This is a genomic window from Streptomyces sp. NPDC005483 (genome assembly GCF_040606035.1).
GTDB lineage: Bacteria > Actinomycetota > Actinomycetes > Streptomycetales > Streptomycetaceae > Streptomyces.
Map to the genome: position 1 here is coordinate 22,306 of NZ_JBEXEA010000034.1, position 26,466 is coordinate 48,771.

The window sequence follows — 26,466 nt, forward strand, 5'->3', positions numbered from 1 at the left end:
ACACGGGAACGGCAGCCTTCGGCGCATCCGCGACTGCGGATGCTGCGAGAGCGAAGGCGTACCGGAACATGACGCAGATCATGTCCGACGTGTCGTCCCACGTCGAACGGTTTTTGTGGCCGCCCGCAGCCGCCCGTCCGCACGACCGACGGCATCCATACGGCGATCACACCTTCATGTCGGTTACCGTCACTGGATGCTCGATGCCACCACCCGCTCTGGGGGCACCGCCACGGCCACTCCCCCGGCCATCGCCACGGAGTTCGCTCTCCCCGTCCCCGCTCCGGTGCGCCTCACCGCCCGTTGCACGAGAGTGCTGCTGTCGCCGTGGTCCCGGCTCGCCCTGCTCGTCGCGCTGCTCGCGGGCGCCGCGTCCACGGTTCTGCTCTTCGAGCCACAGAGACTGCTCTCGGACGGCTGGCCGCCCCAGCTCGGCGGGTTCGCGGCCGCGGTCGTGTTCGGGGTGGCGTACGGGCTGTGCACGGTGGCCTTCGTGCCCCGGCCGCTGCTGAATCTCGCCGCCGGCGCGCTCTTCGGGTCGCAGCTCGGGCTCGCCTCCGCCCTCGCCGGCACGGTGCTCGGGGCGGGGATCGCCTTCGGCCTGGGCCGGGTGCTCGGGCAGGAAGCGCTGCGGCCGTTGCTGCGGGGCCGGTGGCTGAAGGCGGCTGACGGGCAGTTGAGCCGGCACGGGTTCCGCTCGATGCTGGCGGCCCGCTTGTTCCCCGGGGTGCCGTTCTGGGCGGCGAACTACTGCGCCGCGGTCTCCCGTATGGGATATGTGCCGTTCCTCGTCGCGACGGCGCTCGGTTCGATCCCGAACACCGCCGCGTACGTGGTCGCAGGGGCGCGCGCTTCAGCGCCCACGTCGCCGGCGTTCCTGATCGCCATGGCCGCGATCGCCCTGCCGGGACTGGCCGGAGCGGTGGTGGCATGGCGCAAGCGGCATCACCTGCGAGGCCGTTGAGCGCCTGATCGGGTGGGGCCGGGCGCGCCCCGGACGCCCACTCGTCACACCCTTTCCAGGATCATCGCGTTGGCCAGTCCTCCCGCCTCGCACATGGTCTGCAGGGCGTACCGGGCCCCGCGTTCCCTCATCGCGTGCACCAAGGTCGTCGTCAGGCGGGTGCCGCTCGCGCCCAGGGGGTGCCCTATCGCTATCGCGCCGCCGTGGACGTTGACCTTGGACAGGTCCGCGCCCGTCTCCTGCTGCCAGGCCAGGACCACGCTGGAGAACGCCTCGTTGACCTCGAAGAGGTCGATGTCGTCGAGGGTGAGACGGGCCCGGCGCAGGACCTGTTCCGTGGCCGGGATGACTCCGGTGAGCATGAGGACGGGGTCGGAGCCGGTGACGGCGAAGCTGTGCAGGCGGGCCAGGGGGCGCAGGCCCAGGCGTTCCGCTGTCTCGCTCGACATGATGAGGACGGCCGAGGCGCCGTCGTTGATCGGGCTGGCGTTGCCCGCCGTGACGTTCCACTCCACCTGCGGGAAGCGTTCGGCGAAGTTCGGGTCGTAGTAGGCGGGCTTGAGGCCGGCGAGGGTCTCGACGGTGCTGCCCGGGCGTACGCACTCGTCGCGGGAGACCCCCTCCAGGGGCGCGACCTCGGCGTCGAAGAGGCCCTTCTCCCAGGCCGCCGCCGCCTTCTGGTGCGAGGAGACGGCGAACGCGTCCATCTGCTCGCGGCCGACCGACCACTTGGCGGCGATGAGCTCGGCGCTGATGCCCTGCGGGACCAGGCCCTCCTTGTAGCGGGCGGCGACCCCGGGGCCGAAGGGGTCCTTGCCCTCGGGGACGTTGGACCACATCGGCACACGGCTCATCGACTCGACCCCGCACGCTACGACGATGTCGTACGCGCCCGCGATCACGCCCTGCGCGGCGAAGTGCACGGCCTGCTGGGACGAACCGCACTGGCGGTCCACCGTGGTCGCCGGGACCGTCTCCGGGAAGCCGGCCGACAGGGCCGCGTAGCGGGTGGTGTTCATGGCCTGCTCGCCGACCTGGTCGACGGTGCCGCCGATGACGTCGTCGATGAGCGCCGGATCGACACCCGAGCGCTCCACGAGGGTGCGCAGGGTGTGGGCGAGGAGTTCGACGGGGTGCACATGCGCGAGGGCGCCGTTCGGCTTGCCCTTGCCTATGGGGGTGCGTACGGCTTCGACGATGACTGCGTCACGCATGGTCCGGGCCTCCATCAATGCGGCGACTACTGGTGAGTAGGAAATCCAAACTCACCATAGCCTTGCGGGTTGGAAAATCAAACCCTCAAGTTGGAGAATCAAACCCTCACCTAGACTGGGGATCATGGCCGCCACCCGAGACCCGCGCCCCTGCTCCATCGCCGACGCCCTGGCGCTCGTCGGCGAGAAGTACTCCCTGCTCGTGCTGCGGGAGGTCTGCATGGGGAACGGCCGGTTCGACCAGCTCGTGCGCAACATCGGCGCCCCGCGGGACATCCTGGCCACCCGGCTGCGCCGGCTCGTCGACGCCGGGATCCTGACCAAGCGGGTCTACAGCGAGCGGCCGCAGCGCTTCGAGTACCGGCCCACACAGGCAGGCCTCGAACTGGAGCCGGTGCTGATGACGCTCATGGCGTGGGGCGACCGGCACCTGCGCGAGGACGACGACCGGCCCATGGTCGTCGAGCACAGCTGCGGCAACGAGCTGCTGCCCGTGGTCGCCTGCGCCGCCTGTGGGGGCACGCTCCGCCACGAGGACCTGAGGGCTCACCCCCAGGCCCCCGGGTGGACGGTGACCGGACCGACGGCGGCCTGACCGCCCCTGTGGCCGCGCCGTCACCGCGGGGCGTTACGCTGCCCTCGCACCCCGATCACCGCGCCCGGTGATGCGGCGCGCCCGACTCCCGTCACACGACCAGCACTTGGACGCCGTAACTTCATGTCTTGGTTCGAATCACTCATCCTCGGACTCGTCCAGGGGCTGACCGAGTTCCTTCCCGTCTCCTCCAGCGCGCATCTGCGCCTGACGGCGGCCTTCTCGGGCTGGAAGGACCCTGGGGCGGCCTTCACCGCGATCACCCAGATCGGCACCGAGGCCGCCGTGCTGATCTACTTCCGCAAGGACATCGGGCGGATCGTATCGACGTGGAGCCGTTCTCTCGGCAACAAGGAACTGCGCCGCGATCACGACGCCCAGATGGGCTGGCTGGTGATCGTCGGGTCCATCCCGATCGGTGTGCTGGGGCTGCTGTTCAAGGACCAGATCGAGGGGCCGTTCCGCGATCTGCGCGTCACCGCCACGATGTTGATCGTCGTCGGCATCGTCATCGGCGTCGCCGACCGTCTCGCGGCACGCGACGAGACCGGCGGGCGTCATCGCGCGCCCAAGCAGCGCAAGGGACTTGAGGACCTCGGCGTCAAGGACGGTCTGATCTTCGGCCTGTGCCAGTCCATGGCCCTCGTCCCCGGCGTCTCCCGCTCCGGCGCCACCATCAGCGGCGGCCTCTTCATGGGCTACAAGCGCGAGTCGGCGGCCCGCTACTCCTTCCTCCTCGCCGTCCCGGCCGTACTGGCCTCCGGTCTCTTCGAGTTGAAGGACGCCCTGGAGAGCGACCACGTGTCGTGGGGACCCACGATCTTCGCCACGGTGATCGCCTTCGTCGTCGGTTACGCCGTCATCGCATGGTTCATGAAGTTCATCTCGACCAAGAGCTTCATGCCCTTCGTCTGGTACCGCATCGCCCTGGGCATCGTCATCATCGCCCTGGTCTCGATGGGCGCCCTGAGCCCGCACGCGGCGGAGTCGGCGGGCTGACACCCGCATGCCCCTGACCCGCACTTCGCGCGGGTCGCGCCGGGGTACCTGGAACGCCGCCGCACGGCGACCCTGGACTCGCCGGGCGTGGCACCGGACTGGAACCCGCCGGCCGAAAACCACCGACCCCGGCACGGCGGCCCTGCCGGCCACCCGGACGGTGATCTCGGCTTCCTCGACCACGACGAGGTCTAGGACGGGTTCGGGAACCCGCCGCGACTGCTCGCTCCCGACGCCGTCGCCGACGTCACCTGCAGCTTCGGAGCGGGTTTTGACAGTGCCGTGCGCGTCCACCTGGTGAAACCCAGTCCGTAGTCGTCTGGATCGACCGACCGCACCGCCTTCACAGGTCGCTCACCCCGAAACCCGTGACCAATCACATACGTTGTGCGTAGCCGTCCGGTAGCGGACTGTCAGTGCTTGCGCCTACGCTTGTCCGCATGTCCCCCGATTCCGTGACCCCTGGTTCCGTGCGGTCTGCTGCCGAGGTGAACGAGCAGATCCGGGCGCTCTGGATGCGCACCGGCGGCACGCTGTCGTCACAGGAGCGCGCGGAGTACGAACTGCTGGTGGTCGAATGGGCGGCCGCGATCCGCAGTGCCGTCATCGAGGCGGCCTGAGCCCGGCCCCGAAACGGCGCGCCCCTCGAAGTGAGGTCATGCCATGAGAGCGATCGTCGTGGGCGCGGGCATCGGAGGACTGACCGCGACGCTGAGCCTGCTCCGAGCCGGCCATGACGTGACCCTCGTCGAGCGGTCCCGGCGGCTCACCGAGATCGGCGCCGGCATCCAGCTCGCCCCCAACGCCACCCGCGTACTGGGCCGTCTGGATCTGCTCGACGCCGTCGCGGAACAGGCCACACGCCCGGCCCACATCACCTTCCGCACCTGGTCCGACGGCTCCGAGATCTGTCGCTATGTCATCGGCCGTGAGGCCGAGAAGGAGTTCGGGGCGCCGTACCTCCAGCTCCACCGGGCCGATCTCCAACAGGCCCTGGCCGCCGCCGTACCGCGCGATGCGCTGCGCCTGGCCACCCCCGTCGTGGGGATCGACCAGGACGACAAGGCGGCCCACGTGACCACGGCGAGCGGTGAACGCCTGGCCGCAGACCTCGTCGTGGCCGCCGACGGTATCCGCTCCGCCGCCCGCCAGTGGCTCTTCGGCGCGGACGACGCGGTGTTCTCGCGCACCGCCGCCTACCGGGCCCTGCTCCCCGCCGCCGAGGTCGCCGACCTGGACCTCCCGGAGTACGCCGGCTGGCTCGGCCCGGGCCGCCACGTCGTCCACTACTGGCTGCGCCGGGGTGAACTCCTCAACGTCGTGGCCGTGTTCGTGACGGACCACGCGGCCCAGGAGTCGTGGACGGCGCAGGCGGAACCCGGCGAGCAGCTGCGCACCTTCGCCGGCTGGGACCCCCGGCTGCGGACCGTCCTCGACCGCGCGGGCCAGGTCTTCCGCTACGGCATCCACACGCGCGCCCCGCTCCCCCGCTGGAACGTCGGCCGGGTCACGCTGCTCGGGGACAGCGCCCACGCGATGGTGCCCTTCCAGGCCCAGGGCGCGGCCCAGGCCATCATGGACGCGGCCGTCCTCGGCGACTGCCTCACCGGCACGGCACCGGACGAGGTGCCCGACGCACTGGACCGGTACGTCCGCAGGCGGGCCCCCGCCGCCACGGCCGTGCAGGCCGGTTCCGCGCGCGCGGGCCACGACTACCACCTGCCCGACGGCCCGGAGGCCGAGGAGCGCAACGCCCGCCTTGTCGCCCTCGCAGCCCGGAACAGGTTCGGCCCGCACTCGGCCGCCTGGCCGGTCGACGTCCTGGCCGACGGCTGACCTCCCGCCCTCCGAATGTCACCGCACGCCTCTTGGCTCGGCCCGCCCCATGCCCAACACTGAGCCGATGACGCAGCGTGTGGAGCTCGCGACCGTGATGGACCGGCTGTCCGTGGACGCACTCGTCACCGACTACGCCGTGGCCGTGGACGACGGCGACTGGGAGGCGTACCGAGGACTGTTCACCTCGGACGGGCGAGCCGACTACCGCTCGGCGGGCGGGATCGAGGGGGACGCGCGGCAGGTCGCCGCATGGCTCGCGGAGAGCCTGACGCTGTTCTCCATGCGGCAACACCTCATCGTCAACCGCCGCGTCCGGTTCGACACCCTGGCCCAGGACACCGGCGACACGGCCCGCGTCCAGGCCGACTACATCAACCCCATGCGCCTCACCGACGACTCCCCCTCCACCGCCCCCGACTTCGTCTGCGGCGGCCGCTACGCGTTCACCCTGCGGCGCACGGAAGACGGCTGGCGGCTGCGCGCGGTCGTCGTGCGGGAGAAGTGGCGGCGTCTGCCGGACCCCCGGCCCGCACCTGTGATCAACTGAGCCGACGTCCTCGGGTGGTCAACCACACGCACACCGGAGACCCACACGGGGTAGGAGGCGCCGTATGAACACGTTCGGCCACTGGCTTGCCTCCCCGTGGCGGCGCTCGACCGTCGCGGTGCTGGCAGGCGCCCTCCCCGTCCTCGCGTTCCCCGCACCGTCCCTGTGGTGGTTCGCCTATGTCGCCCTCGTCCCCTGGATCGCGCTGATCCGCTCGGCTCCCACGGCGAAACGGGCGGCGTACGACGGCTGGGCGGGCGGCTTCGGTTTCATGGTGGGGATGCACCACTGGCTGCTACCGAGCCTGAGCGTGTTCATCTTCGTCATCGGCGCCCTGCTCGGCGCGCTGTGGGCCCCGTGGGGCGCGCTGGTACGGCACTTCCTGGCCGGAACGGCCGGCACACCCTCGCGCGGCCGGATCGCCGCCGCCCTCGCCGTACTGCCCTCGGGCTGGCTCGGCATCGAGCTCGTCCGTTCCTGGCAGGGGCTCGGCGGCCCGTGGGGCGTGCTCGGCTCCAGCCAGTGGGAGGTCGAACCGGCGCTGCGGCTGGCCTCGGTCGGCGGGGTGTGGCTGATCAGCTTCCTGATCGTGGCGGTCAACGTGGCCGTCGCCGTGCTGGTGACGGTCCGCGAGTCCCGGGTCCCCGCGGTGGCGGGCCTCGTCGCCACGGCCGCCGTGACCTCGGCGGCCTGGATGTGGTCACCGCGCCCCGAGTCCGGGGGCAGCACCCGGATCGCCGTCGTCCAGCCCGGGGTCATCGACGGCCCCGACCGGCGTTTCGCGCGCGAGGAGCAGCTGACCCGCGATCTCGCCGGGCAGGACGTCGACCTGATCGTCTGGGGCGAGAGCAGTGTCGGCTTCGACCTCGACGACCGGCCCGACCTGGCGAAGCGGATCACGGCGCTCTCCGCGGAGACCGGCGCCGACATCCTCGTCAACGTGGACGCCCGCCGCTCCGACAAGCCCGGCATCTACAAGAGCTCGGTCCTGGTCGGCCCCGACGGACTCACCGGCGACCGCTACGACAAGATGCGCCTCGTCCCCTTCGGCGAGTACATCCCGGCCCGCTCGCTGCTCGGCTGGGCCACCTCGGTCGGCAAGGCGGCGGCCGAGAACCGCAGGCACGGCTCCGAGCAGGTCGTGATGAACGTCGGCCACGGGCTGAAGGTCGGCCCGATGGTGTGCTTCGAGTCGGCCTTCCCCGACATGAGCCGCCATCTCGCCCAGGACGGCGCCCAGGTGCTGATCGCCCAGTCGGCGACCTCGTCCTTCCAGAACAGCTGGGCCCCCGAACAGCACGCCTCGCTCGCCGCCCTGCGCGCGGCCGAGTCGGGCCGTCCGATGGTGCACTCGACCCTGACCGGCGTCTCCGCCGTCTACGACGCGAGCGGACAGCGCGTCGGCGAGTGGGTCGGCACCGACGCCAGCACCTCCCGCGTGTACGACGTACCGCTGGCGACCGGGACGACGCCGTACGTCCGCTTCGGCGACTGGCCGCTGCACGCGGCCCTGCTGGTCCTCGCCGTGTGGTGCGCCGGCCGGCTGGGCCGGCGGTTCAGGCGGACCGCTCCTGGACCGCTCGTACCACCCGCTCGCACAGCTCATGGGTCGCCAACGCGTCCCGGGCGCTGAGCACCTTCCCCGCGCGCACGGCGTCGAGGAAGGAGAGCACCGCCTGCTCGATGCCGCGCTGCCGGGCCACCGGCACCCAGTCCCCGCGCCTCCGCACGGTCGGCTGGCCCTTGTGGTCGATCACCTCGGCGAGGTTGAGCACCTGCCGCTTGGTGTCCTGCCCGGACACCTCCAGGATCTCCTCGGCCGAACCGCTGAGCCGGTTCATCACCCCGAGCGCGGTGAAGCCGTCCCCGGCGAGCTGGAGCACGACGTGGTGGATCAGGCCGTCCTCCACGCGCGCGCGTACGGTCACGTCGTCGACCGGCCCCGGCACCAGGAACCGCAGGGTGTCGACGACGTGGATGAAGTCGTCGAGGATCATCGCGCGCGGCTCCTCCGGGAGCCCGATCCGGTTCTTCTGCATGATGATCAGCTCGCGCGGGTGCTCGGCGCACTGCGCGTACCCGGGGGCGAACCGCCGGTTGAAGCCGACGGCCAGACTCACGTTCCGCTGCTCGGCGAGCGCCACCAGCCGTTCGGAGTCGGCGAGTTCGTAGGCGAGCGGCTTGTCGACGTACGTCGGTACGCCCGCCTCCAGGAGCCGCGCGACGATCTCGGGGTGCACGACCGTGGGCGCGTGCACGAAGGCGGCGTCGAGGTCCTGGGCGAGCAGCGAGTCGAGGTCCCGGTGCCGTTGTCCCTCGGGCAGGCGGAGCCCGTCGGCGACCCGGGCCAGCGTGGCGGGCGTCCGCGTCTGCACGTGCAGTTCCACGTCGGGCAGGCCGCCGAGCACCGGCAGATACGCCTTCTGCGCGATGTCACCGAGTCCGATGCAGCCGACCTTCACGTGGACTCCTCAGGGTTGTCGGGGCAGGGCCCTGCCGGAAGCATACGGCGGCCGCGACGGACCCCGGCCGGTGACCGGGAAACCGCTGGTGGTGAGGGGTGGGGTGGGTCAGGATGCGAGCATGACGACTCAGCGCGCCGAACCCGCGACCACCGCCGACGAACGCAGCATGCTGGAGGGCTGGCTGGACTACCACCGGCAGACCCTGGCCCTGAAATGCGAGGGCCTGACCGACGCCCAGCTCAGGACCGCCTCGGTGGAGCCGTCCACGCTCTCCTTGATGGGTCTGGTGCGGCACATGGCGGAGGTGGAGCGCAGTTGGTTCCGCCGGGTCCTGGCCGACGAGGACGCGGGGCCGATCTACTACAGCGAGGCCGACCCGGACGGCGAGTTCCGCCTCACCGAGGCCGACACCTGGCAGGAGGCGTACGGCACCTGGCAGGCCGAGATCGAGAAGAGCCGGGAGAACGCCGCCCGCTTCGGCCTGGACGACGTCACCGTGGGCAAGCACCGCCGCACCGGAGAGCGGTTCAACCTGCGCTGGCTCTACACCCACATGATCGAGGAGTACGCCCGTCACAACGGCCACGCGGACTTGATCCGCGAGCGCATCGACGGGGCCACCGGCGACTGACGTCAGCACCGGGAGGCATGAGCACGCCGTACGGGGACGGAGATCACCCGTGCGGGGCAACCTCCGCTCGTCCGCTGTCGCCGAGGCCGCCCGACCCAGCAGAGTGACGCGGGTGCATCGAACCACGACTACCGCAACGCTCCTGGTCACCGTGGCTGTCTCGGCCCTCACCGGATGTGTGACGGTCCAGCGTCCACCCGTGTCCGGGCCGCCGGCGACGGCACCGTCGCAGCTTCCGGGACCGGGGGACGCCCGTCCGGACGGTCAGGCGAAGCCGCAGATCGTGCAGGCCCCGGCCCAGGAGGCCCTGTCCATGATCGACCCGTCCCCGTCCTCGAAGCCGGGCGGAACTTCGCCCCGTGACCGGGGGACGGCGGCGGGCTCCCCGCAGCCGCAAGACCGACAGCCGGCACCCGCGCATCCGGCGCACCCGGAGCGCCCCGCGCACCCGGCGCATCCGCGACCGTGGCATCCGGACGCGCCGCACCACCGGCAGCCGCGGGTCGAGATCCCGGACGTGGCCAAATCGGTCCCCAAGTCGGTTCCCAAGGGCCCGAAGGACGTGTGCGCGCTGGGCAGGAAGTACGGCCGCTGGCAGGAGGGCAGCCCTCAGTCGGTCATCTGCGACCAGACCTACGGGCGTTGAGGCGCCCGGGTCTCAGGGCCGCTGCGGCGGCGGCCCCCACCGTCCGTCACCGGATCCCCCCTCGCCGAGCCGCAGCTCCAGTCTGCTGATCGCCGCCCGCACACCGTCGCTGTAGCTGTCCTCCCCCAGGGCGTTTGCCGCCCTGCGGGCCCGGCGCAGGTGGGTGCGGGCGGCATCCGCGCGGGCCAGCCGTGCGTAGTCGGCGGCCAGATTGAGGTGCAGCGAGGGATACAGGGCGCGCACGGCGAGGGCGTGCTCGTGTCGGGCCGGCCGGTCCTCGGTGAGTTCTTCGGCGGCTGTCAACGCCCTGAGGTCCCAGGCGAGTTCGTCGCAGGGGTCGTCCTGGGCGTCGGCCATGTAGTGCGCCAGGGTGCAGCGGTGCAAGGGGTCGCCGTCCTCGCCGATCTCCGCCCACAGGGCCAGGAAGCGGTGGCGGGCCTCCTCGCGGTCCCCCGCGTGACACAGCATGACGACCTGCCCGATGCGTGTCATCACGGCATCCGGCGCCGTCTGCTCCTGTCGCTCCGTCAAATCGTCCTCCGGGCCTTGGTCGGCTGTCGTCGCTGTCCCCCCGACGCTAGGGCCTGTCCGGCGGATCATGTCGGCGGCGCGTGGCGGGGTACGCCCATCTGCGGCGCCGTCGTCGGGTGCCGCCTCCAGCACGCTGTGGGTGTTCACGGGGCGGCTCCGCCCACGTCACCGCGTTCTCCCTCCTGCGGCTGCCCCACCGGGTCCTCCTCGGCCTCCCGGACCGGAAACCGCTCCCGGAATCGGCACGCGCCACCCGAGCCGACCAGCCCCTCCCCAAGACACCCCCCGTCCCGACAGGTCCGCGTCACCACCATCTCCGCCCAGCGACTCCCCCACCAGGCCACACTCAACCTCCCGGACCGGAAACCAATCCCGGAATCGGCACGCGCCACCCGAGCCGACCAGCCCCTCCCCATGACGCTCCCCGTCCCGACGGGTCCGCGTCACCGTCGGACCACATTCACTCCGCTAGCGGGAAACCACTCCCGGAACCGGTCCTGGCGCTCGCCGACGGGTCTCCGTCGCGGATCAGCGTGAGACTGGGCCGATGCCCGGCATGGCATCGGCCCGGTGGAAGGCTCAGCCGAGGTTCGGGATGGTCCAGTCGATGGGGTCGTGGCCTTGCTGGGCGACCGCCTCGTTGATCTGCGTGAACGGGTGGGAGCCGAAGAACTTCTTCGCCGACAGGGGGGAGGGGTGCGCGCCCTTGACCACCACGTGCCGGCTCTCGTCGATCAGGGGGAGCTTCTTCTGCGCGTAGTTGCCCCACAGAACGAAGACCGCCGGGTCGGGCCGCTCGGCCACCGCGCGGATCACCGCGTCGGTGAACTTCTCCCAGCCCTTGCCCTTGTGCGAGTTGGCCTCCCCGGAGCGGACCGTGAGCACCGCGTTGAGCAGCAGGACGCCCTGCTGGGCCCACGGCATGAGGTAGCCGTTGTCCGGGATCTCCAGACCGAGCTCCTCCTTCATCTCCTTGTAGATGTTCCGGAGGGAGGGCGGGGTCCTGACACCCGGGCGGACCGAGAAGCACAGGCCGTGTCCCTGGCCCTCGCCGTGGTACGGGTCCTGGCCGAGGATCAGGACCTTCACCTTGTCGTACGGCGTCGCGTCGAGGGCGGCGAAGACCTCCTCGCGGGGCGGGTAGACCGGACCCTGCGCCCGCTCGTCCTCGACGAACTCCGTCAGCTCCTTGAAGTACGGCTGCTGCAGTTCGTCGCCCAGAACCCCGCGCCAGGACTCGGGCAGCATGGCGGTGTCGGTCACGTCAATTCCTCACGATGTGCGGTCACTTGCAGACTCCAGAACCTACAGGCGCGCACTGACAGTCGCCGCTACCAGCTGGTCTTCCAGTACAGCTCCCACATGGTCATCATGGTCGCCGGGTCGATGACCTTCTCGAGGCCGGCGATCTCCTCGCTCGCGGCCACGTACTGCTTGCCCTGCCACAGCGGCACCAGCCGCGCGTCGTCCACGAAGACCTGCTGGGCCTCCTCGATCTGGGGCCCCACGGCTCCGCGGTCGCTCTCCGCGCGCGACTCCGGCAGCAGTTTGCCGGTGATCTCGGGGGCGTCGTACGGGGTGCCGAGGGCGTTCTGCTTGCCCACGAAGGGAGCGATGAAGTTGTCGGCGTCGTGGAAGTCGGGGAACCAGCCGCGCCCGAACACCGGGTACTCGCCCTTCTGGTAACCCTCGACGTAGGTCTTCCACGGGCGGCTCTTGAGGGTGATCGTGAACAGACCGGAGGCCTCCAGCTGCTTCTTCAGCTCCTGGAAGGCGGGCTTGGTCGTCGAGCCGTAGCGGTCGCTGGTGTACCAGAGGGTCAGCGGGACCCGCTCGGTGATGCCCGCTTCCGTGAGGAGCTTCTTGGCCTTGGCGACGCTGGGGTCCCCGAAGTCGTCGAAGAAGCTCGTGGTGTGGCCGGTGAGTCCGGCGGGGACCATGGAGTACAGCGGCTCGACGGTGTCCTTGTAGACGTAGTGCACGAGCGCCGGGCGGTCGACGATCTGGGCGACGGCCTTGCGGACCGCGGGCTTCGCGGACCACGGGTCGCGGGGGTTGAACACCAGGTAGCTGATCTCGGTGGTGGGGTTCTCGATGAGCTGGAGCCCCTCCTTCTGCTGGTTGACCTCGATGTCCACGGTGTCGGAGGCGCCCAGTCCGCGGTAGACGACCGAGATCTCCTTGTCCTTGAGGGCCTTGACCAGCTCGTCGGACTGCTTGAAGTAGCGGATGGTGACGGCCTTGTTCTTGCGGTCCGCGATGCCCTTGTAGTTGTCGTTGCGGACGAGCTCGGCCTTCTCGCCTTCCTGGTAGGAGTCGAGGCTGTAGGGCCCCGAGCCACTGATCTTCCCGTCCTTGCGGATCGCGGTCGCGGAGTACTCCTCGGGGTCCACGATCGACATGGCCGGCGTGGTGAGCACCAGGGGGAAGGTGGCGTCGGGCTGGCTGAGGTGGAAGACGACCTCGCGATCGCCCTTCGCCTGCACCCGGGAGAGCGTTCCCAGCAGGCCCGCGGGGCCGCCGTTGACGTTGATCTTCTTGATCCGGTCGAACGAGTACTTGACGGCCTTGGCGTCCAGGGTGTGGCCGTTGGAGAACTTCAGCCCCTCCCGCAGCGTGCAGCTGTACACGGTGCTCGACGAGTCCGTGAACTCACAGTGCTCGGCGGCGTCGGGTTCGGGGTCGGACACACCGGGGGAATAGTTCAGGAGCGTCTGATAGACGTTGCGGAACAGCTCCCAGGAGTTGTCCCAGGAGGCGGCCGGGTCCAGCGTGGCCGGGGCGCTGGTGGTCCCCACGACGATCGGCTTCCCGCTGTCGGAGGAGTCCGAGGAGAACACGCCACATCCGGCCACCGTGGATATGGACACGAGTGCCGCGAGAGGCGGCAGGTATCGGTTCCGCTTGAACACGCGCTTGCTCCTCGAGATGCCGTGCCGAGAGTCGGCAAAACATACCGCAGTGCCCCGCACACTCAACCGGTTCCGTCACAGGCGCTTTGATCGTCACATCGGTGATGACCCTGTATAGCCCCTGTGAGGCTTTTGTGCATCGACACGGGCGCCGTCGGTGTCAACGGGCGCCCGTGCCGAGGCGACGCAGGTCAGCCCACGCCGGCGTTGAGGAAGATGCCGCCGTCGACGACGAGCGTCTGGCCGGTGACCCAGTCGGACTGCGCCGAGGTGAGGAAGGCCGCGGCGCCGCCGATGTCGGAGGGCACCCCGAGCCGGGCCAGCGGGTAGGACGCGGCCGCCTCCTCCTCCCGGCCCTCGTACAGGGCCTGCGCGAACTTGGTCTTCACGACGGCAGGCGCGATCGCGTTGACCCGCACCTTGGGCGCGAACTCGTGCGCGAGTTGCTGGGTGAGGTTGATCATCGCGGCCTTGCTGACCCCGTAGGCGGCGATGAAGGGCGAGGGCGCGATGCCCGCGACGGAGGCGATGTTGACGATGGCGCCGCCGTTGTCCTTCTGCCAGGCGTGCCAGGTCCTCTGCGCGAAGCCGAGCGCGGAGATCACGTTGGTCTCGAAGACCTTGCGGGCCACGTTCAGGTCCAGGTCGGCGATGGGCCCGAACACCGGGTTGGTACCGGCGTTGTTGATCAGGTAGTCGACACGGCCGAAGGCGTCCATGGCGCGCTCGACGGCGACCCGCTGGTGCTCCTCGTCGTGCGCCTTGCCGGCGACATAGACGGCGCGTTCGGAGCCGAGCTGCTCGACGGCCTCCTTGAGCGCGTCCTCGGTGCGGCCGGTGATGACCACCCGGTCGCCGCGCGCGACGAGCGCCTCTGCGACGCCGTAGCCGATACCGCGGCTGGCGCCCGTGATGAGCGCGACCTTGCCCGAAGGCTCGGGGAGTTGCGAAGTCATGGTCCCGTTTCCCTAGTCGAGCGGTCCGCCGGCGACGTACAGCACCTGGCCGGAGACAAAACCGGCCGCCTCGCCCGTGAAGAAGGCGATGGCGTTGGCGATGTCCTCGGCCTCGCCCACGCGCGCGACCGGGATCTGGGTGGCGGCCGCGGCCTTGAACTCCTCGAAGCCCATGCCGACGCGCTCGGCGGTGGCGGCGGTCATATCGGTGGCGATGAAGCCGGGGGCGACGGCGTTGGCGGTGATGCCGAACTTGCCGAGCTCGATGGCGAGGGTCTTGGTGAAGCCCTGGAGACCGGCCTTGGCGGCGGAGTAGTTGGCCTGGCCGCGGTTGCCGAGCGCCGAGGAGGAGGACAGGTTGACGATTCGGCCGAAGCCCGCGTCGACCATGTGCTTCTGAACGGCCTTGGTCACCAGGAACGAGCCCTTGAGGTGCACGTTCAGGACGGTGTCCCAGTCGGCGACGCTCATCTTGAACAGCAGGTTGTCGCGGAGCACGCCCGCGTTGTTCACGAGGATCGTCGGCGCGCCCAGCTCCTCGGCCACGCGCGCGATGGCGGCCTGCACCTGGGCCTCGTCGGAGACGTCCGCGCCGACCGCGATCGCCCGGCCGCCGGCCGCGGTGATCTTCTCCACGGTGTCCTTGCAGGCCGCCTCGTCGAGGTCGATCACGGCGACCGCGCGGCCCTCGGCCGCCAGTCGTACGGCGGTGGCGGCGCCGATGCCGCGTGCGGCACCCGTGACCACGGCTACCCGCTGCTCAGTGGTGGACATTGCTGGTTCTCCTCGCCCTTGAGAATGTTCGGCCGGGTTGGTGAGCGACCGCTTAGTACCTTCGGCAGACGTGACGCTAGAAGCCCTGGCACGCGGTGTCAACGTCCCACGGGACCGGTGTGATCCATTACCTCACCAGCAGGTCGAGCAGGCGCTCCGGTTCGGCCGCCGGATCCAGGGTGAGTCCGGTGTGCACGGGGCCCGGCTGGACGACCGTGGAGCGGGGGGCGACGAGCCACCGGAAGCGGCGGCCGGCGTCGTCCCGCGCAGCCGGTCCGGCCCCCTCACCCCCGGCGCAGATCACCTCGACGGCCTGGAGCGCCGCCCGCACGCCGGCCACGTCCGCGTCCGGGTCGAGCGCCCGCAGCCGGGCCTCGTCGAGGTGGGTGCGCACACCGACGTACGCCTTGGCGCGGCAGTACACGAGCACGCCGGCGTTGATGCCCTCGCCGCGTTCGATCCGGGGGACGACCCGCAGCAGGACGTACTCGAAGACGTCCCGCTCACTGCTCCGTCCACCCCTGATGACGTGGCGTTCGACGACGCTGCCCGCCATGTGGATGTGGCGCTCGCTCACCTGTCCCCCTCGATTCCCGTGATGCGGTCGTGAACTGCGGCGGCCCGCAGAAGCAGGGGCCGGGCATACGCCCTTCTCAGCTCGTCCGGGGTGTCGAAGCCGGGCTCGTCCGCCAGCCAGGCGTCCGGGATCTCGGCGGTGACCTCGGCCAGCAGGCCCTCGGTGATCTGGGGGGCGAGTTCGGCGGCGGCCGCGGCGACATTCGGCGCGAAGGGCCTCAGGACGTGGTCCGAGGCGTCGTAGGGACGGGCGGCGGACTTCTCGGCGCCGGGCCAGTTGTGGTGCCAGATCATGGTCGCGCCGTGGTCGATGAGCCACACCTCGCGCCGCCACCACAGCAGGTTGGGGTTGCGCCAGGAGCGGTCGACGTTGTTGACCAGCGCGTCGAACCAGACGATCCGGCCGGCCTCCTCGGGGCTCACCGGGAAGGCGAGGGGGTCGAAGCCGAGCGCTCCGGAGAGGAAGTCCATGCCGAGGTTCGTGCCGCCGCTGGACCTGAGAAGCTCCTGCACTCGCTCGTCGGGCTCGCCGAGTCCCAGGTCCGGGTCGAGGTCGAGCGTCAGGAGCCGCGGCACCCGGAAGCCGAGCCGGCGGGCGAGCTCTCCGGCCACCACCTCGGCGACCAGCGTCTTGCGGCCCTGACCTGCGCCGGTGAACTTGATGACGTACGTCCCGTGGTCGTCGGCCTCGACGAGCCCCGGCAGCGAGCCACCCTCACGCAGGGGCGTGATGTAGCGGGTCGCGATGGCTTCCTTGAGCATCGCCCCAGGTTACTGGGGGGTGTCTGAACAACAGGCACTCCGGGGCCGTACCTCAGGGCACTTGAAATATTCCGTGGAAAGGGACGTCAGCATGGCCAGCGAATCGATTCATCCCGCATCGGCCCCCAGTCGCCGGGTCGTCGTGGCGGCGGTCGGCGCGGCGGGGCTCGCCCTCACCCTGAACGCGTGCGGGTCGGAGGACGAGCCCTCCTCGTCGTCGGACACGGCCGCCGGCGGCAGCGTTCTGGCGAAGACCTCGGACATCCCCGAGGGCGGCGGCAAGATCTTCAAGGACTCGGGCGTGGTGGTCACCCAGCCCACGGCGGGTCAGTTCAAGGCGTTCTCGTCGAAGTGCACCCACCAGGGATGCGCGGTGTCGGGCATCACCGACGGGGTCATCACCTGTCCGTGCCACAAGAGCGAGTTCTCGGTGGCCGACGGCAGCGTGAAGAAGGGGCCGGCGACCCAGCCGCTGCCCGAGGAGAAGATCACCGTCAGCGGCGACTCCATCACGCTCGCATGAGAGGTCAGGCACGGCGGGAGCGCTGGAGACAGGACAGCACCTCGTCCGTGGTCGCGAGGGTGGCGACGAGGGCGAGCGTGTGACGGATCATCGCCGCGGTGTAGTCGGAGGGCACCCCGGCGACGGCGTCCGTCACCACCACGGCGTGGTAGCCGCGGTTCACCGCGTCGAAGACGGCGTTGGGCACCGCCACGTTGGCGGAGACCCCGGTCACGACCAGGGTGCGGCAGCCGAGGTTGCGCAGCAGCGCGTCGACCTCGGTGCCCTGGATCGGCGACAGGCCGTGCAGCCGTCGTACGACGAAGTCCTCCTCGCTCACCTCGATCGGGGCCGCCACCCGCACCGCGGTGGTCCCGGCGAGCTGTTGGACGGGCAGGCGTTCGGCGGCGCCGAAGAGGCGGGCGTTGCGGTTCGCGCCGCGCCCGTCCGGACGGCGTTCGGCGATCGCGTGGATCACCTGGACCCCGCTGTCGTGCGCGGCGGCGACCAGTCGGGCGACGTTGGCGAGAGCGCCCGAGGTCCGTGCCGCGCGGGCGAGTTCGGGCAGGGCGCTCTCCGGTCCGACGACGCCCTGCTGGCACTCGACGGTGAGCAGGACGGTGGCCCCGGGATCGAGCAGTTCGCTGAGTCGGTCGTACGACGGCACGGTTCCCCCTCGTCGCCGGTGCTCCGGAGCCGGTGGGCTGGAGCCGGTGGTCCGGAGCCGGTGACATTAGCCACCATTGCGTGGAGACGGAAGACGACCCATCCTTTTCTGACGTGATGTCAGAGGATCTCTCCTCTGACACGACGTGAGAGACAGAGGGGGATGCATGACCGTCACTCAGCGCAGGGGCCGGAAGATCATGATGACGCCGGGGGAGCTGGACGAGTTCCTCACCAGCCAGCGCACCTGCCGGGTCGCCACGGTCTCCGCCGACGGCGCCCCGCATGTGAGCACGCTCTGGTTCGCCTGGGACGGCACCTCGATGTGGCTGTACTCGGTCGTGCGCAGCAAGCGCTGGACCGACCTGCGCCGCGACCCGCGGGTCGCGATCGTGGTCGACACGGGTGAGGAGTACGACGAACTGCAGGGCGTGGAGCTGTCCGGCGCCGTTGACTTCGTGGGCGAGGCTCCGCGCACCGGCGAGCTGTGCGCAGAACTCGACGTCCCGGAGACGCTGTTCGCCCGCAAGAACTTCCGCCTGGAGGAGATGCCGCACGACGGACGGCACGCGTGGATACGGCTGACCCCGGAGAAGATCGTCTCCTGGGACTTCCGCAAGCTGGGTTCGGCGTAGGCCTGTCCGGCGGACGACGCCGACCGCTCGGGCCGGCGCCCGCCGGACGCCCTGACGCGGGCGCGTTCCGCCGCAGCGCACGGGCCCTGGCTCGAACGGCCTTCTCCGCCGCCGGCTGAGCGCCTAGTCCGCCGCGCGGACGCGGGCGCGTTCCGCGCAGCGCACGGACCCTGGCTCAAACGGCCTTCTCCGCCGCCGACTTCAGTGCCTCGACCGCCGCCCGGATCGACGGGCGGCGGTCGGCGTCCGCGCGCCACACGGCGTAGATGTGCCGGCTGACCGACTGCCGCACGGGCACGGTCCGCACGCCCTCCGGGACCGGTCCGCGCCCGAGCCGGGGCGCCACGCACACACCGAGTCCGGCGCCGACCAGGGCGAGTTGGGTCGGGTGCTCCTCCGCGCGGTGTGCGACGCGCGGTTCGATGCCCTTGGAGCGCAGGGTGTGCATCAGCCACTCGTCGCAGAACTCGCCCTCGCCCCAGGTGATCCAGTCGTCGTCGGCGAAGTCCTCCAGGTCGACCTCGCTCCGGTGCGCGTGGCGGTGTGTCGCGGGCATCGCCACGTCGGCCGTGTCGTCGACGATCGATGCCTTCACCAGCCCTTCGGGCATGGGCAGCGGCTTGTTGTACCAGTCCAGGACGACCGCGAGATCGTGGTCGCCGCGGATCACGGCGAGAACCGCGGGTTCCGGCTCCATCTCGCGCGAGCTGATCCGCAGGCCGGGATGGGCCGAGCGCAGTCCGGTGATGGCGGCCGGGAACAGTCCGCGCGCGGCGGTCGGGAACGCGGCGAGCCTCAACTCCCCGACCACCTGGCCGCGTTGCGCCTCCAGGTCGGACTGGGCGAGTTCCACCTGGGACAGGATGCGGGCCGCGTGGTCGGCGAGGAGCCGGCCGGCGTCGGTGAGCCGCACCCCCCGGCCGTTCTTGGCGAGGAGCTGCTGGCCGACCTCGCGCTCCAGCTTGGACATCTGCTGCGAGACGGCCGAGGTCGTGATGTGCAGGCCCTCGGCGGCGCCACTGACCGAGCCGTGCCGGGCGAGGGCGTCGAGGGTGCGCAGGCGCTCCAGGTTCAACATGTAAGCAATACTACGAGATATCGCACTGAAATACTCGCTTGTGCTACGAAGTGATGTGCTGGATCGTGGTCGGCATGACCACCGCGACCGTCACCGCAGCGCCCGTGCAGGCTTCTCCGCGCCCCGCCCTCGACTGGCGCCTGCGCTTCGGCGTGCTCTCGCTGATCTGGGGATTCAGCTTTCTGCTCATCAAGGTGGGCACCGACGGGTACACGCCTTTTCAGGTGACGTTCGGGCGGCTGCTGTGCGGGACCCTGGTGCTCGCGGCGGCGATGGTCGTGAAGCGGGCGCGGCTCCCTCGCGGGGTACGGACATGGGGGCATCTGGCCGTCGCCGCGTTCCTGTTGAACGCGCTGCCGTTCTCGCTCTTCGCCTACGCGGAGCTGACGATCCCGTCCACGCTGGCGGGGATCTGCAACGCGACGTCGCCGTTGTGGGGGATGCTGCTGTCCCTCGTCGCGCTGTCCGAGGACCGGCCCACGCGCGTGCGTGTCGCGGGGCTCGGGCTCGGGTTTCTGGGGGTGCTGACGGTTCTCGGCGCGTGGCAGGGGTTCAGCGGGATGGACTTCACCGGCACCGCGATGGCCCTGCTGGCCTCGCTCAGCTATCCGATCGGCTGGATCTACGTGCGCCGGACGCTGGCGGGGGTCGAGTACTCCCACATATCCCTGACGGGGGCGCAGTTGCTGGTGGCCACGGTGCAACTGGCGGTCGTCACCTGGCTGTTCGGCGGGATGCCGACGCATGTCGTCGCGCTGCCCCTGCTGGCCGTCGCGGCGCTGGGCGCGCTCGGCACCGGGGTGGCCTTTCTCCTTCAGTACGGCCTCGTCGCCGAGGTGGGTCCGACGACCGCGCAGATGGTCACCTACTTCATTCCGGTGATCGCCACGGGGGCGGGGGTGATGGTGCTCGGGGAGTCCTTGCGCTGGTCGACGCCGGTGGGAGCGGTGATCGTCCTCGCGGGGGCTGCGCTCACTCAGGTCCGGCGGGGCGCCTGATGGGGTGGGGCACTCATGGTCGGCGGCAGCGGGCCGGATGCGGCTGGTCGCGCCCAGTGGGCCACAGCAGCCTCGCTGTGGGCGGCTGCGGATCGGATGCCACTGGCCATGCCCACAGGGCCGTAGCCGCCTCGCCACCAGCGGCTACGGATCGGACGCGACTGATCACCCTCACAGAGCCGTGGCCACCTGCTCCCAGCGACTGCGGGCCGGATGCGACTAGCGACGCCCACGCGGTCGTAGCCGTCTCGCTACCAGCGACTGCGGGCCGGATCCGACTGATCACGCCCACGCGGCCTTAAGGACTCGCTGCCGGCGGCGACGGATCGGACGCGACCGGTCGCCCTCACAGGGCCGTAACCACCTCGCTACCAGCGACTGCGGGCCGGATCCGACTGATCACGCGCACGCGGCCGTAACCACTCGCTGGCGGCGGCTACGGATCGGACGCGACTGGCCACCGTCACAGGGCCGTAGCCGCCTCGCTACCAGCGACTTCGGATCGGATGCCACTGGCCACGCCCACGCAGTCGTAGCCGCAACCCCCACGCACCCCGCCCGCCTGAAGACACTCACCTCGCCCTCACACATAGTTGCGGGTCGACCCCGCACCCAGCGCCTTGGCGATCGCGTCCGCCAGGAGCGACGCCTCTTCGGCCGCCAAGGTCGCCACCGTCACCCTGATTCCCTGCGGGGCGCCCATCCTGAAGCGGGCGCCCGGGGCCACCGCCCAGCCCGCGTGCAGGAGACGGGACACCGCACCCGTCTCGTCCGGGACCGGGATCCATACGTTCAGGCCACTGCGGCCGTGGGCCTCGACCCCGCGTTCCGCCAGTGCGCCGATCAGCCGGTCGCGGCGCTCGCGGTACGCCGCCGCCACCTGAGCCGTGTCCAGGACGCCATCCGCCCACAGGTGCACCACCGCCCGCTGCGTGATGCGGCTGACCCAGCCGGGGCCCAGACGGTGGCGGCCGTGGACGCGGTCGACGGTGACCTCGTCGCCGGTGAGAACGGCAAGGCGCAGATCGGGGCCGTAGGCCTTGGCCACCGAGCGGACGAAGGCCCAGTGGCGGGTGACCCCGGCCAGGGGGTGCAGGGGGAGGTCGACGATGCCGTGGCCGTGATCGTCCTCGACGAGGAGGATGTCCGGGTGGTCCGCGAGGACCGCACGGAGGGCACGCGCGCGCGTGGCGGACACCGAGGCTCCGGTCGGGTTCTGGGCCCGGTCGGTGACGATCAGGGCGCGAGCGCCGGCCTCCAGGGCCCGGCGTACGTCTTCGGCGCGGGGCCCCTCGTCGTCGACACCCACCGGAGCGATGCGCAGGCCCAGCGCCGGGACCAGGTCCAGGAGGCTTCCCCAGCCGGGGTCCTCCACGGCGACGGTGTCGCCCGGCTTGAGGTGGGCGGCCAGAATGCGCTCGATCACGTCGAGGGATCCGGAGGCCAGGGCCAGAGGGCCGTCCGGGACGCCGTCCGCGTCGAGTGCCTTCCGCGCCGAACGCGCCAGGTCCGGGTCCACGGTCGGCTCTCCGTACAGGACCGGCTCCCGGTCGCCCTGTGCGGCGGCCGCCGCGAAGGCGGGCGCCAGCGGGGGCAGCAGTGCGGGGTCCGGGTTGCCGTTCGCCACGTTCCGCACGCCCTCGGGGACTTCCACCCCGATGTGCTCGCGCCCCGTGGTCGCCGGCTTCGACCGGACCCGGCTGCCCCTTCGCCCAGCGGTCTCGATGACCCCCCGCTCACGCAGGGTGCGGTACGCCGCCGCGACCGTATTGGGATTCACGCCCAGCTCGGTCGCCAACTCCCTCATAGGAGGGAGAAGTTGACCTGGCTCCAGCTCCCCGGCACCCACCGCGCGCTCGACGCTCGCCGCAATCTCCGCTGCGCGCCGCCCTTCGATCCGATATTCTCCTAGCACAAAGCAGACTATGCACTAGTGCAATGGAGAACGCAATGCAGGGGACCACCGCGACCACGCCGGAGCCGACCGGCTACGCGCCGACCGACCGCACCGTCCCGACGCGCTCCCCCGACCGTGCCTCGTACGACAGGGAACTGGTCCACTCGATACTCGACGAGGGCTACGTCTGCCACCTCGGCTTCGTCCGGGACGGCGCCCCGGTGGTGCTGCCCACGCTGTACGGGCGGGTGGGCGAGCGGCTCTACGTCCACGGCTCGACCGGTTCGCGCCCGCTGCGGATGACCGGCAAGGCCGACCCCGGGCTGCCGGTGTGCCTGACGGTCACGCATGTCGACGCGCTGATCCTGGCCCGCTCGGCCTTCCACCACTCGATCAACTACCGGTCCGTGGTGGTGCACGGACTGGCGTACGACGTCACGGACCCCGAGGAGAAGCGCCTCGCCCTCGACGCGCTGGTCGACCATGTGGTCCCGGGACGGGCCGGCGACTCCCGTCCCGCGAACAAGAAGGAACTGGCCGCCACCGCCGTCATCCGCCTGGACCTCGACGAGGTCTCCGCCAAGCTCCGCACCGGCGGGGTCAACGACGAACCCGAGGACCTCGCCCTCCCCCACTGGGCCGGCGTGGTCCCGCTGCGCAAGGGCTACGGCACACCGGTCGCCGACGCCGACCTGGTCCCCGGCACCGAGGTCCCGGACTATCTGGCGGTCCTGTGATGCTGATCCACCCCTGGGACGCGGCCGGCGACGACGCCGAGTGGCAACAGTGGCTCGCCGACCACGACTTCGGACAGCTCGCCGTCAACGGCCCCGCCGGCGAGCCTCCGTTCGTCCAGCCTCTGCACTTCGTCCACGACCCCGCCCGGGGCGAGGTCCTCACCCACCTCGCGCGGCCCAACCCGCTGTGGGGTGCGCTGGAGGCGAGTCCGGACTGTCTGCTGAGCGTCGTCGACGACTACGCGTACGTCCCCGGCCCCTGGCAGGCAGACCCGGACGGCCCGTCCGAGCACGGCACGCCCACGAGTTTCTACGCGGCGGTCCAACTGCGCTGCCGGGCCCACGTGGTGGACGACCCGGCCGAGAAGGCCGTGCTGCTGAACCGGCAGGTCGGCCACTTCCAGCCGGAGGGCGGCTCCGCGCGGGTGGCGGTGGGCGAGGTGCCGTACGGGCGGATGCTGTCGGGGATTCGCGGGCTGCGGCTCGAAGTGACCGCTGTGCGGGCGAAGTTCAAGTACGCCGGCACCCGGACCACGGAGGTGCGGGACCGGATCGCGGACAGGTTGGCGGACCGGGCCGGCCCCGGGGACGCGGCAGCACGCGAGCATCTGCTGCGGCGACAACGCTCCTGAGCCGAGGGGCCCTCCACAGAGGAGGGCCCCTCGGTCCGTCAGGCGGGCACGCGTGCCTCCGTCACCGCGAGCCCCGCGACCGCGCCCAGCATCAGCAGGGTGCCGAGGACGACGGCCGGAGTGAGTCGCTCACCGAACAGCACGACGGCCAGCACCGCCGCGCTCACCGGTTCGAGCAGCATGATCACGGAGACGGTGGTGGAGCGGACGACCGCGGCGGCCGCGAAGTAGAGGCCGTAGGCGAGTGCCGTCGGGACGGTCGCCAGGTAGGCCAGCAGAACCAGGAGCAGGGCAGGTCGGGCCGTGTGCGGGAGCGGGCCCTCGGCCAGTGCGAGGGGCAGCAGGCAGAGGCTGGTGACCGCGAACACCGCCACGGACGTCCCGGCGGACTCCGCCCGGGCGGCGCGGGTGATCAGGGTCATCACGCAGCAGCCGGCCGCCGAGAGCAGCCCGAGCAGCACGCCCAGGGGGCGTACCGACGCGCCGCCACCGCCGAGCATCAGCACGCCGAGTCCGGCCAGTGCTCCGGCGACGGCGACGGCTCCGCCGCGCCCGAGCCGCTCCCCGAGGGTGAGGCGTGCCCCGAGCGCGATGAGCACGGGCCCGGCGCCGAGGGTGACGACGGTGGCCACGGCGAGTCCGGTGGATCGTACGGCGGCGAAGTAGGCGGTCTGGAACACCGCGAGGCCGACACCCGACGCGCCGACCCGCAGGGCCCTGCGGCCGAGCGGTTCCGAGACGGCCGTACGCGCGCGTGGCCGTAGGGGACGGACGGCGAGCAGCACCGCCAGCCCGGCCGCGCAGCGCCAGAAGGACAGGGCCACCGGGCCCAGATCACTGGTCCGGTAGACCAGGGAGGCGACCGCTCCGGCGGTGCCCCAGGTGGTACCGGCGACGATCAGGTAGATGAGGCCTCGCCCTACGGGCAGGCCGGAGGAAGCATGCGACACGTGTTCTCTCCGCAGTCGCGCCGAGGCGCGGAAGTTCGGAAGAGGACGCCCGCTCACCGGCGGGGTCCGCGGACTTCGTCTGCGGGCAGCACCGTTCAGCCCGGCGACAGACCGGGCGTGGTCTCCGGAGGGCCCGCCTCAGGCGGCCGGCGGAGCGATGACGAGGATGCGCGTGTGCATGATCCGGGAGCCTAGGCGGCGTTCTCCCGGGCGGACAACCGACTTTCGGTGCCACCGGCGGCGACCGGCTCCAGGGAGCCCTTGGCCGGCGTCGAGGACTGCGCGATGAAGGCGCCCAGCAGGACGACCGCGCCGCCCACGATCTGCGGTGCCGAAAGGTGCTCGCCCAGCAACACCCAGGCGAGGACGGTCGCGACGACGGCTTCCAGGCAGGCCACGACCCCGGCTATCGCCGGTGAGAGCCTGCGTACCGAGACCACTCCGGTGACGTAGGCAAGGACGGTGGCGATCAGCACGATCCAGCCGAGCAGCAGTCCGGCGGCGACCGGGGTGCCGTTCATGTCGGCGCGCTGGGTGAGGACGGAGAAGTCCATCGTCCAGGGGTGGGCCACGGCGGTCAGCACGGCGGTGCCCACGAGCAGGCCGTACGCGATCACGCCGAGCGGGTCGGGGGCCGCGCCGGAGTCGCTGCCCTGGTCGGACAGGACGAAGTAGCCGACCTGGCAGCAGGCGGCGCCGAGCGCGAGGAGCAGTCCGAGGGCGTCGAAGCTCAGTCCCGACCACACCTCGACGACACAGGCGAGCCCGCCCACCGCGAGGACCACACCGAACGCGGCGGCGCGGGTGACCGGCCGTCGCTGCACGAACCGCACCCAGCCGAGCACCAGGGCCGGGGCGAGGTACTCGACGAGCAGGGCGACGCCGACCGGGATACGGGAGATCGAGGCGAAGTAGAAGGCCTGTACACCCGCCACGCCGAGCAGCCCGAAGCCGGCCAGCAGGGCGGGACGGCTGCGCAGCAGCGCCCGGTGCCGGACGGCGAGCGGCAGCATCACCAGGGCGGCGCCGGCCACCCGCAGCCACACCACGTGGAGCGGATCGAGGCCCGCCTCGATCAACGGCTTGGCCGCGACCCCGGATCCGCCGAAGGCGAGCGCCGACACCAGCGCGAGACCGAGCCCGACACCCTTGCCGTCACCGGGACCGACTCCCTTGCCGTCACCGGCTGCCCTGCTGCTCTCAGACGTGTGCACGGGCCCATGATGACAGGGGACGACATGAGCGTCACCCTCGTTGACTCCTGTCTCAGCGACTGGACCGGGGCGGGCCGCCCCACAGCCCTCCGGGCAGGCGGTCGTCGATCCGCGCGAAGACGGCCCGGGCGTCGATCCCCGCCCGGGTCAGCACCTCGACGGCCCGGGATCCGGGATCCACCAAAATCGCCGCGAGCAGGTCGATCCCGCGGGCGGGCCCGTCGGCGCGGTGCCCGGCCCGGGCGCAGGCGTATTCCATCGCGCCCGCGGCGAGCGGTGAGAAGCCCTCGGCCGTCGTCACCACGGGGACCGCGCCGGAGTCCTCGACGGTGCCCTGCCAGCGCAGTCCGTAGCCGATGCTGCGCTGCACGAGGTACCCGAGGAGCCGCGGCAGCTGGGGTTCCACGTCGAGGACGGCGTACGCCTCGGCGTCGGAGTCCAGCAGCGAGTGCAGCAGATGGGCGGTGTCGATCTGCCGGTCCCCGTCCCTCAGCGCGCGCCTGCGGGCACCGGACACCACCGCTGTCAGTTCCGCGCTGAGCCTGACATCGTCGTCCTGACCGACCGGCGGCAGGCCGCTCTGTTCGCGGGCCGACTGCCGGGGGATACGGGGGTGCACATCCCCCACCTCATCAGCCCCGCCGAATCCGGACATCCCCGAAAGGAAGCATCTTCGCGTCCCACGGAGAGCGGAGCCCGGGGCCGGAATCTCCTCCTTGCGGATGACATCACGCCCTGGTGTCCCG

At 71.2% G+C, this 26,466-nt stretch carries 29 protein-coding genes; 14 read left to right on the plus strand and 15 right to left on the minus strand.

What is annotated here, in order from left to right:
- Positions 1-196: 196 nt before the first annotated feature.
- Positions 197-964 (plus strand): TVP38/TMEM64 family protein, encoded by a 768-nt coding sequence (locus tag ABZT06_RS40615; RefSeq protein ID WP_355752747.1) that lies wholly within the window; start codon positions 197-199, stop codon positions 962-964.
- Between the two features lie 44 nt (positions 965-1,008).
- Here ABZT06_RS40615 and ABZT06_RS40620 read toward each other — a convergent pair whose 3' ends face one another.
- Positions 1,009-2,178, minus strand: a complete 1,170-nt coding sequence (locus tag ABZT06_RS40620; RefSeq protein WP_355752749.1) for a thiolase family protein — start codon at positions 2,176-2,178, stop codon at positions 1,009-1,011.
- A gap of 124 nt (positions 2,179-2,302) precedes the next feature.
- Between ABZT06_RS40620 and ABZT06_RS40625 the strand changes: the two genes are divergently transcribed.
- The 6 genes from ABZT06_RS40625 to lnt all read left to right on the plus strand — a co-directional run bounded on the left by ABZT06_RS40625 (position 2,303) and on the right by lnt (position 7,791).
- Positions 2,303-2,773, plus strand: coding sequence for a helix-turn-helix domain-containing protein (locus ABZT06_RS40625; protein ID WP_355752751.1), 471 nt, complete (start codon positions 2,303-2,305; stop codon positions 2,771-2,773).
- Between the two features lie 123 nt (positions 2,774-2,896).
- Positions 2,897-3,772, plus strand: coding sequence for an undecaprenyl-diphosphate phosphatase (locus ABZT06_RS40630; protein ID WP_355752753.1), 876 nt, complete (start codon positions 2,897-2,899; stop codon positions 3,770-3,772).
- A gap of 440 nt (positions 3,773-4,212) precedes the next feature.
- Positions 4,213-4,392 (plus strand): hypothetical protein, encoded by a 180-nt coding sequence (locus ABZT06_RS40635; RefSeq protein ID WP_355752755.1) that lies wholly within the window; start codon positions 4,213-4,215, stop codon positions 4,390-4,392.
- 43 nt (positions 4,393-4,435) lie between these two features.
- A complete protein-coding gene (locus ABZT06_RS40640; RefSeq protein ID WP_355752757.1) occupies positions 4,436-5,608 on the plus strand; it encodes an FAD-dependent monooxygenase in 1,173 nt (390 codons plus the stop codon).
- A gap of 67 nt (positions 5,609-5,675) precedes the next feature.
- Positions 5,676-6,158 (plus strand): nuclear transport factor 2 family protein, encoded by a 483-nt coding sequence (locus ABZT06_RS40645; protein WP_355752758.1) that lies wholly within the window; start codon positions 5,676-5,678, stop codon positions 6,156-6,158.
- Positions 6,159-6,222: 64 nt separating this feature from the next.
- The gene (lnt, locus tag ABZT06_RS40650) at positions 6,223-7,791 is read left to right on the plus strand and encodes an apolipoprotein N-acyltransferase (protein ID WP_355752760.1); all 1,569 of its coding nucleotides are present in this window, start codon (positions 6,223-6,225) and stop codon (positions 7,789-7,791) included.
- Here lnt and ABZT06_RS40655 read toward each other — a convergent pair.
- Complete coding sequence (locus tag ABZT06_RS40655) at positions 7,715-8,620, minus strand: Gfo/Idh/MocA family oxidoreductase (RefSeq protein WP_355752762.1); 906 nt, start codon at positions 8,618-8,620, stop codon at positions 7,715-7,717. The genes lnt and ABZT06_RS40655 overlap by 77 nt on opposite strands.
- A gap of 121 nt (positions 8,621-8,741) precedes the next feature.
- Between ABZT06_RS40655 and ABZT06_RS40660 the strand changes: the two genes are divergently transcribed.
- Positions 8,742-9,254 (plus strand): DinB family protein, encoded by a 513-nt coding sequence (locus ABZT06_RS40660; RefSeq protein ID WP_355752764.1) that lies wholly within the window; start codon positions 8,742-8,744, stop codon positions 9,252-9,254.
- A gap of 199 nt (positions 9,255-9,453) precedes the next feature.
- Entirely contained in the window at positions 9,454-9,900 is a 447-nt protein-coding gene (locus ABZT06_RS40665) for a hypothetical protein (RefSeq protein ID WP_355752766.1), read from the plus strand.
- 12 nt (positions 9,901-9,912) lie between these two features.
- On the opposite strand, the gene ABZT06_RS40670 is transcribed toward ABZT06_RS40665, so the two are convergent.
- The 7 genes from ABZT06_RS40670 to ABZT06_RS40700 all read right to left on the minus strand — a co-directional run bounded on the left by ABZT06_RS40670 (position 9,913) and on the right by ABZT06_RS40700 (position 16,411).
- Positions 9,913-10,431, minus strand: a complete 519-nt coding sequence (locus tag ABZT06_RS40670) for a hypothetical protein (RefSeq protein WP_355752768.1) — start codon at positions 10,429-10,431, stop codon at positions 9,913-9,915.
- A 579-nt stretch (positions 10,432-11,010) separates the two neighbouring features.
- Positions 11,011-11,694, minus strand: coding sequence for a uracil-DNA glycosylase (locus tag ABZT06_RS40675; RefSeq protein ID WP_355752770.1), 684 nt, complete (start codon positions 11,692-11,694; stop codon positions 11,011-11,013).
- A gap of 68 nt (positions 11,695-11,762) precedes the next feature.
- Entirely contained in the window at positions 11,763-13,343 is a 1,581-nt protein-coding gene (locus ABZT06_RS40680) for an ABC transporter substrate-binding protein (RefSeq protein WP_355752772.1), read from the minus strand.
- Positions 13,344-13,534: 191 nt separating this feature from the next.
- A complete protein-coding gene (locus tag ABZT06_RS40685) occupies positions 13,535-14,299 on the minus strand; it encodes an SDR family oxidoreductase (protein ID WP_355752774.1) in 765 nt (254 codons plus the stop codon).
- A gap of 12 nt (positions 14,300-14,311) precedes the next feature.
- Positions 14,312-15,073 (minus strand): 3-oxoacyl-ACP reductase FabG, encoded by a 762-nt coding sequence (gene fabG, locus ABZT06_RS40690; RefSeq protein ID WP_355752776.1) that lies wholly within the window; start codon positions 15,071-15,073, stop codon positions 14,312-14,314.
- A 127-nt stretch (positions 15,074-15,200) separates the two neighbouring features.
- Positions 15,201-15,650, minus strand: a complete 450-nt coding sequence (locus ABZT06_RS40695) for a DUF3037 domain-containing protein (protein ID WP_355752778.1) — start codon at positions 15,648-15,650, stop codon at positions 15,201-15,203.
- Positions 15,647-16,411, minus strand: coding sequence for a HipA family kinase (locus ABZT06_RS40700; protein WP_355752780.1), 765 nt, complete (start codon positions 16,409-16,411; stop codon positions 15,647-15,649). The genes ABZT06_RS40695 and ABZT06_RS40700 overlap by 4 nt, the downstream gene beginning before the upstream one ends.
- 91 nt (positions 16,412-16,502) lie before the next feature.
- Here ABZT06_RS40700 and ABZT06_RS40705 point away from each other — a divergent pair, with 91 nt between their 5' ends.
- Positions 16,503-16,934: a Rieske (2Fe-2S) protein gene (locus tag ABZT06_RS40705; protein ID WP_355752781.1), complete on the plus strand. Its 432-nt coding sequence runs from the start codon at positions 16,503-16,505 to the stop codon at positions 16,932-16,934.
- A gap of 4 nt (positions 16,935-16,938) precedes the next feature.
- Here ABZT06_RS40705 and ABZT06_RS40710 read toward each other — a convergent pair whose 3' ends face one another.
- Positions 16,939-17,580: a cysteine hydrolase gene (locus ABZT06_RS40710; RefSeq protein ID WP_355752783.1), complete on the minus strand. Its 642-nt coding sequence runs from the start codon at positions 17,578-17,580 to the stop codon at positions 16,939-16,941.
- A gap of 166 nt (positions 17,581-17,746) precedes the next feature.
- On the opposite strand from ABZT06_RS40710, the gene ABZT06_RS40715 reads away from it, so the two are divergent.
- Entirely contained in the window at positions 17,747-18,214 is a 468-nt protein-coding gene (locus tag ABZT06_RS40715) for a pyridoxamine 5'-phosphate oxidase family protein (protein ID WP_355752785.1), read from the plus strand.
- A 175-nt stretch (positions 18,215-18,389) separates the two neighbouring features.
- Here ABZT06_RS40715 and ABZT06_RS40720 read toward each other — a convergent pair whose 3' ends face one another.
- On the minus strand, positions 18,390-19,292 hold the full coding sequence (locus tag ABZT06_RS40720) for a LysR family transcriptional regulator (RefSeq protein WP_355752787.1): 903 nt from the start codon (positions 19,290-19,292) through the stop codon (positions 18,390-18,392).
- Positions 19,293-19,330: 38 nt separating this feature from the next.
- Between ABZT06_RS40720 and ABZT06_RS40725 the strand changes: the two genes are divergently transcribed.
- Positions 19,331-20,290 carry a DMT family transporter gene (locus tag ABZT06_RS40725; protein ID WP_355752789.1) on the plus strand — a complete coding sequence of 320 codons (960 nt, stop codon included), beginning with the start codon at positions 19,331-19,333 and terminating at the stop codon, positions 20,288-20,290.
- Positions 20,291-20,873: 583 nt separating this feature from the next.
- Here ABZT06_RS40725 and ABZT06_RS40730 read toward each other — a convergent pair.
- The gene (locus ABZT06_RS40730; RefSeq protein ID WP_355752790.1) at positions 20,874-22,205 is read right to left on the minus strand and encodes an aminotransferase class I/II-fold pyridoxal phosphate-dependent enzyme; all 1,332 of its coding nucleotides are present in this window, start codon (positions 22,203-22,205) and stop codon (positions 20,874-20,876) included.
- 35 nt (positions 22,206-22,240) lie between these two features.
- Between ABZT06_RS40730 and ABZT06_RS40735 the strand changes: the two genes are divergently transcribed.
- Positions 22,241-22,924 carry a pyridoxamine 5'-phosphate oxidase family protein gene (locus tag ABZT06_RS40735; RefSeq protein WP_355752791.1) on the plus strand — a complete coding sequence of 228 codons (684 nt, stop codon included), beginning with the start codon at positions 22,241-22,243 and terminating at the stop codon, positions 22,922-22,924.
- Positions 22,924-23,556 (plus strand): FMN-binding negative transcriptional regulator, encoded by a 633-nt coding sequence (locus tag ABZT06_RS40740; protein ID WP_355752793.1) that lies wholly within the window; start codon positions 22,924-22,926, stop codon positions 23,554-23,556. The genes ABZT06_RS40735 and ABZT06_RS40740 overlap by 1 nt, the downstream gene beginning before the upstream one ends.
- 38 nt (positions 23,557-23,594) lie before the next feature.
- Here ABZT06_RS40740 and ABZT06_RS40745 read toward each other — a convergent pair whose 3' ends face one another.
- The 3 genes from ABZT06_RS40745 to ABZT06_RS40755 form a co-directional block, all read right to left on the minus strand.
- A complete protein-coding gene (locus ABZT06_RS40745) occupies positions 23,595-24,506 on the minus strand; it encodes a DMT family transporter (protein ID WP_355752794.1) in 912 nt (303 codons plus the stop codon).
- 191 nt (positions 24,507-24,697) lie between these two features.
- Positions 24,698-25,720, minus strand: coding sequence for a DMT family transporter (locus tag ABZT06_RS40750; RefSeq protein ID WP_355752796.1), 1,023 nt, complete (start codon positions 25,718-25,720; stop codon positions 24,698-24,700).
- A gap of 52 nt (positions 25,721-25,772) precedes the next feature.
- Positions 25,773-26,339 (minus strand): Clp protease N-terminal domain-containing protein, encoded by a 567-nt coding sequence (locus ABZT06_RS40755; protein ID WP_355752798.1) that lies wholly within the window; start codon positions 26,337-26,339, stop codon positions 25,773-25,775.
- Positions 26,340-26,466 lie beyond the last annotated feature (127 nt).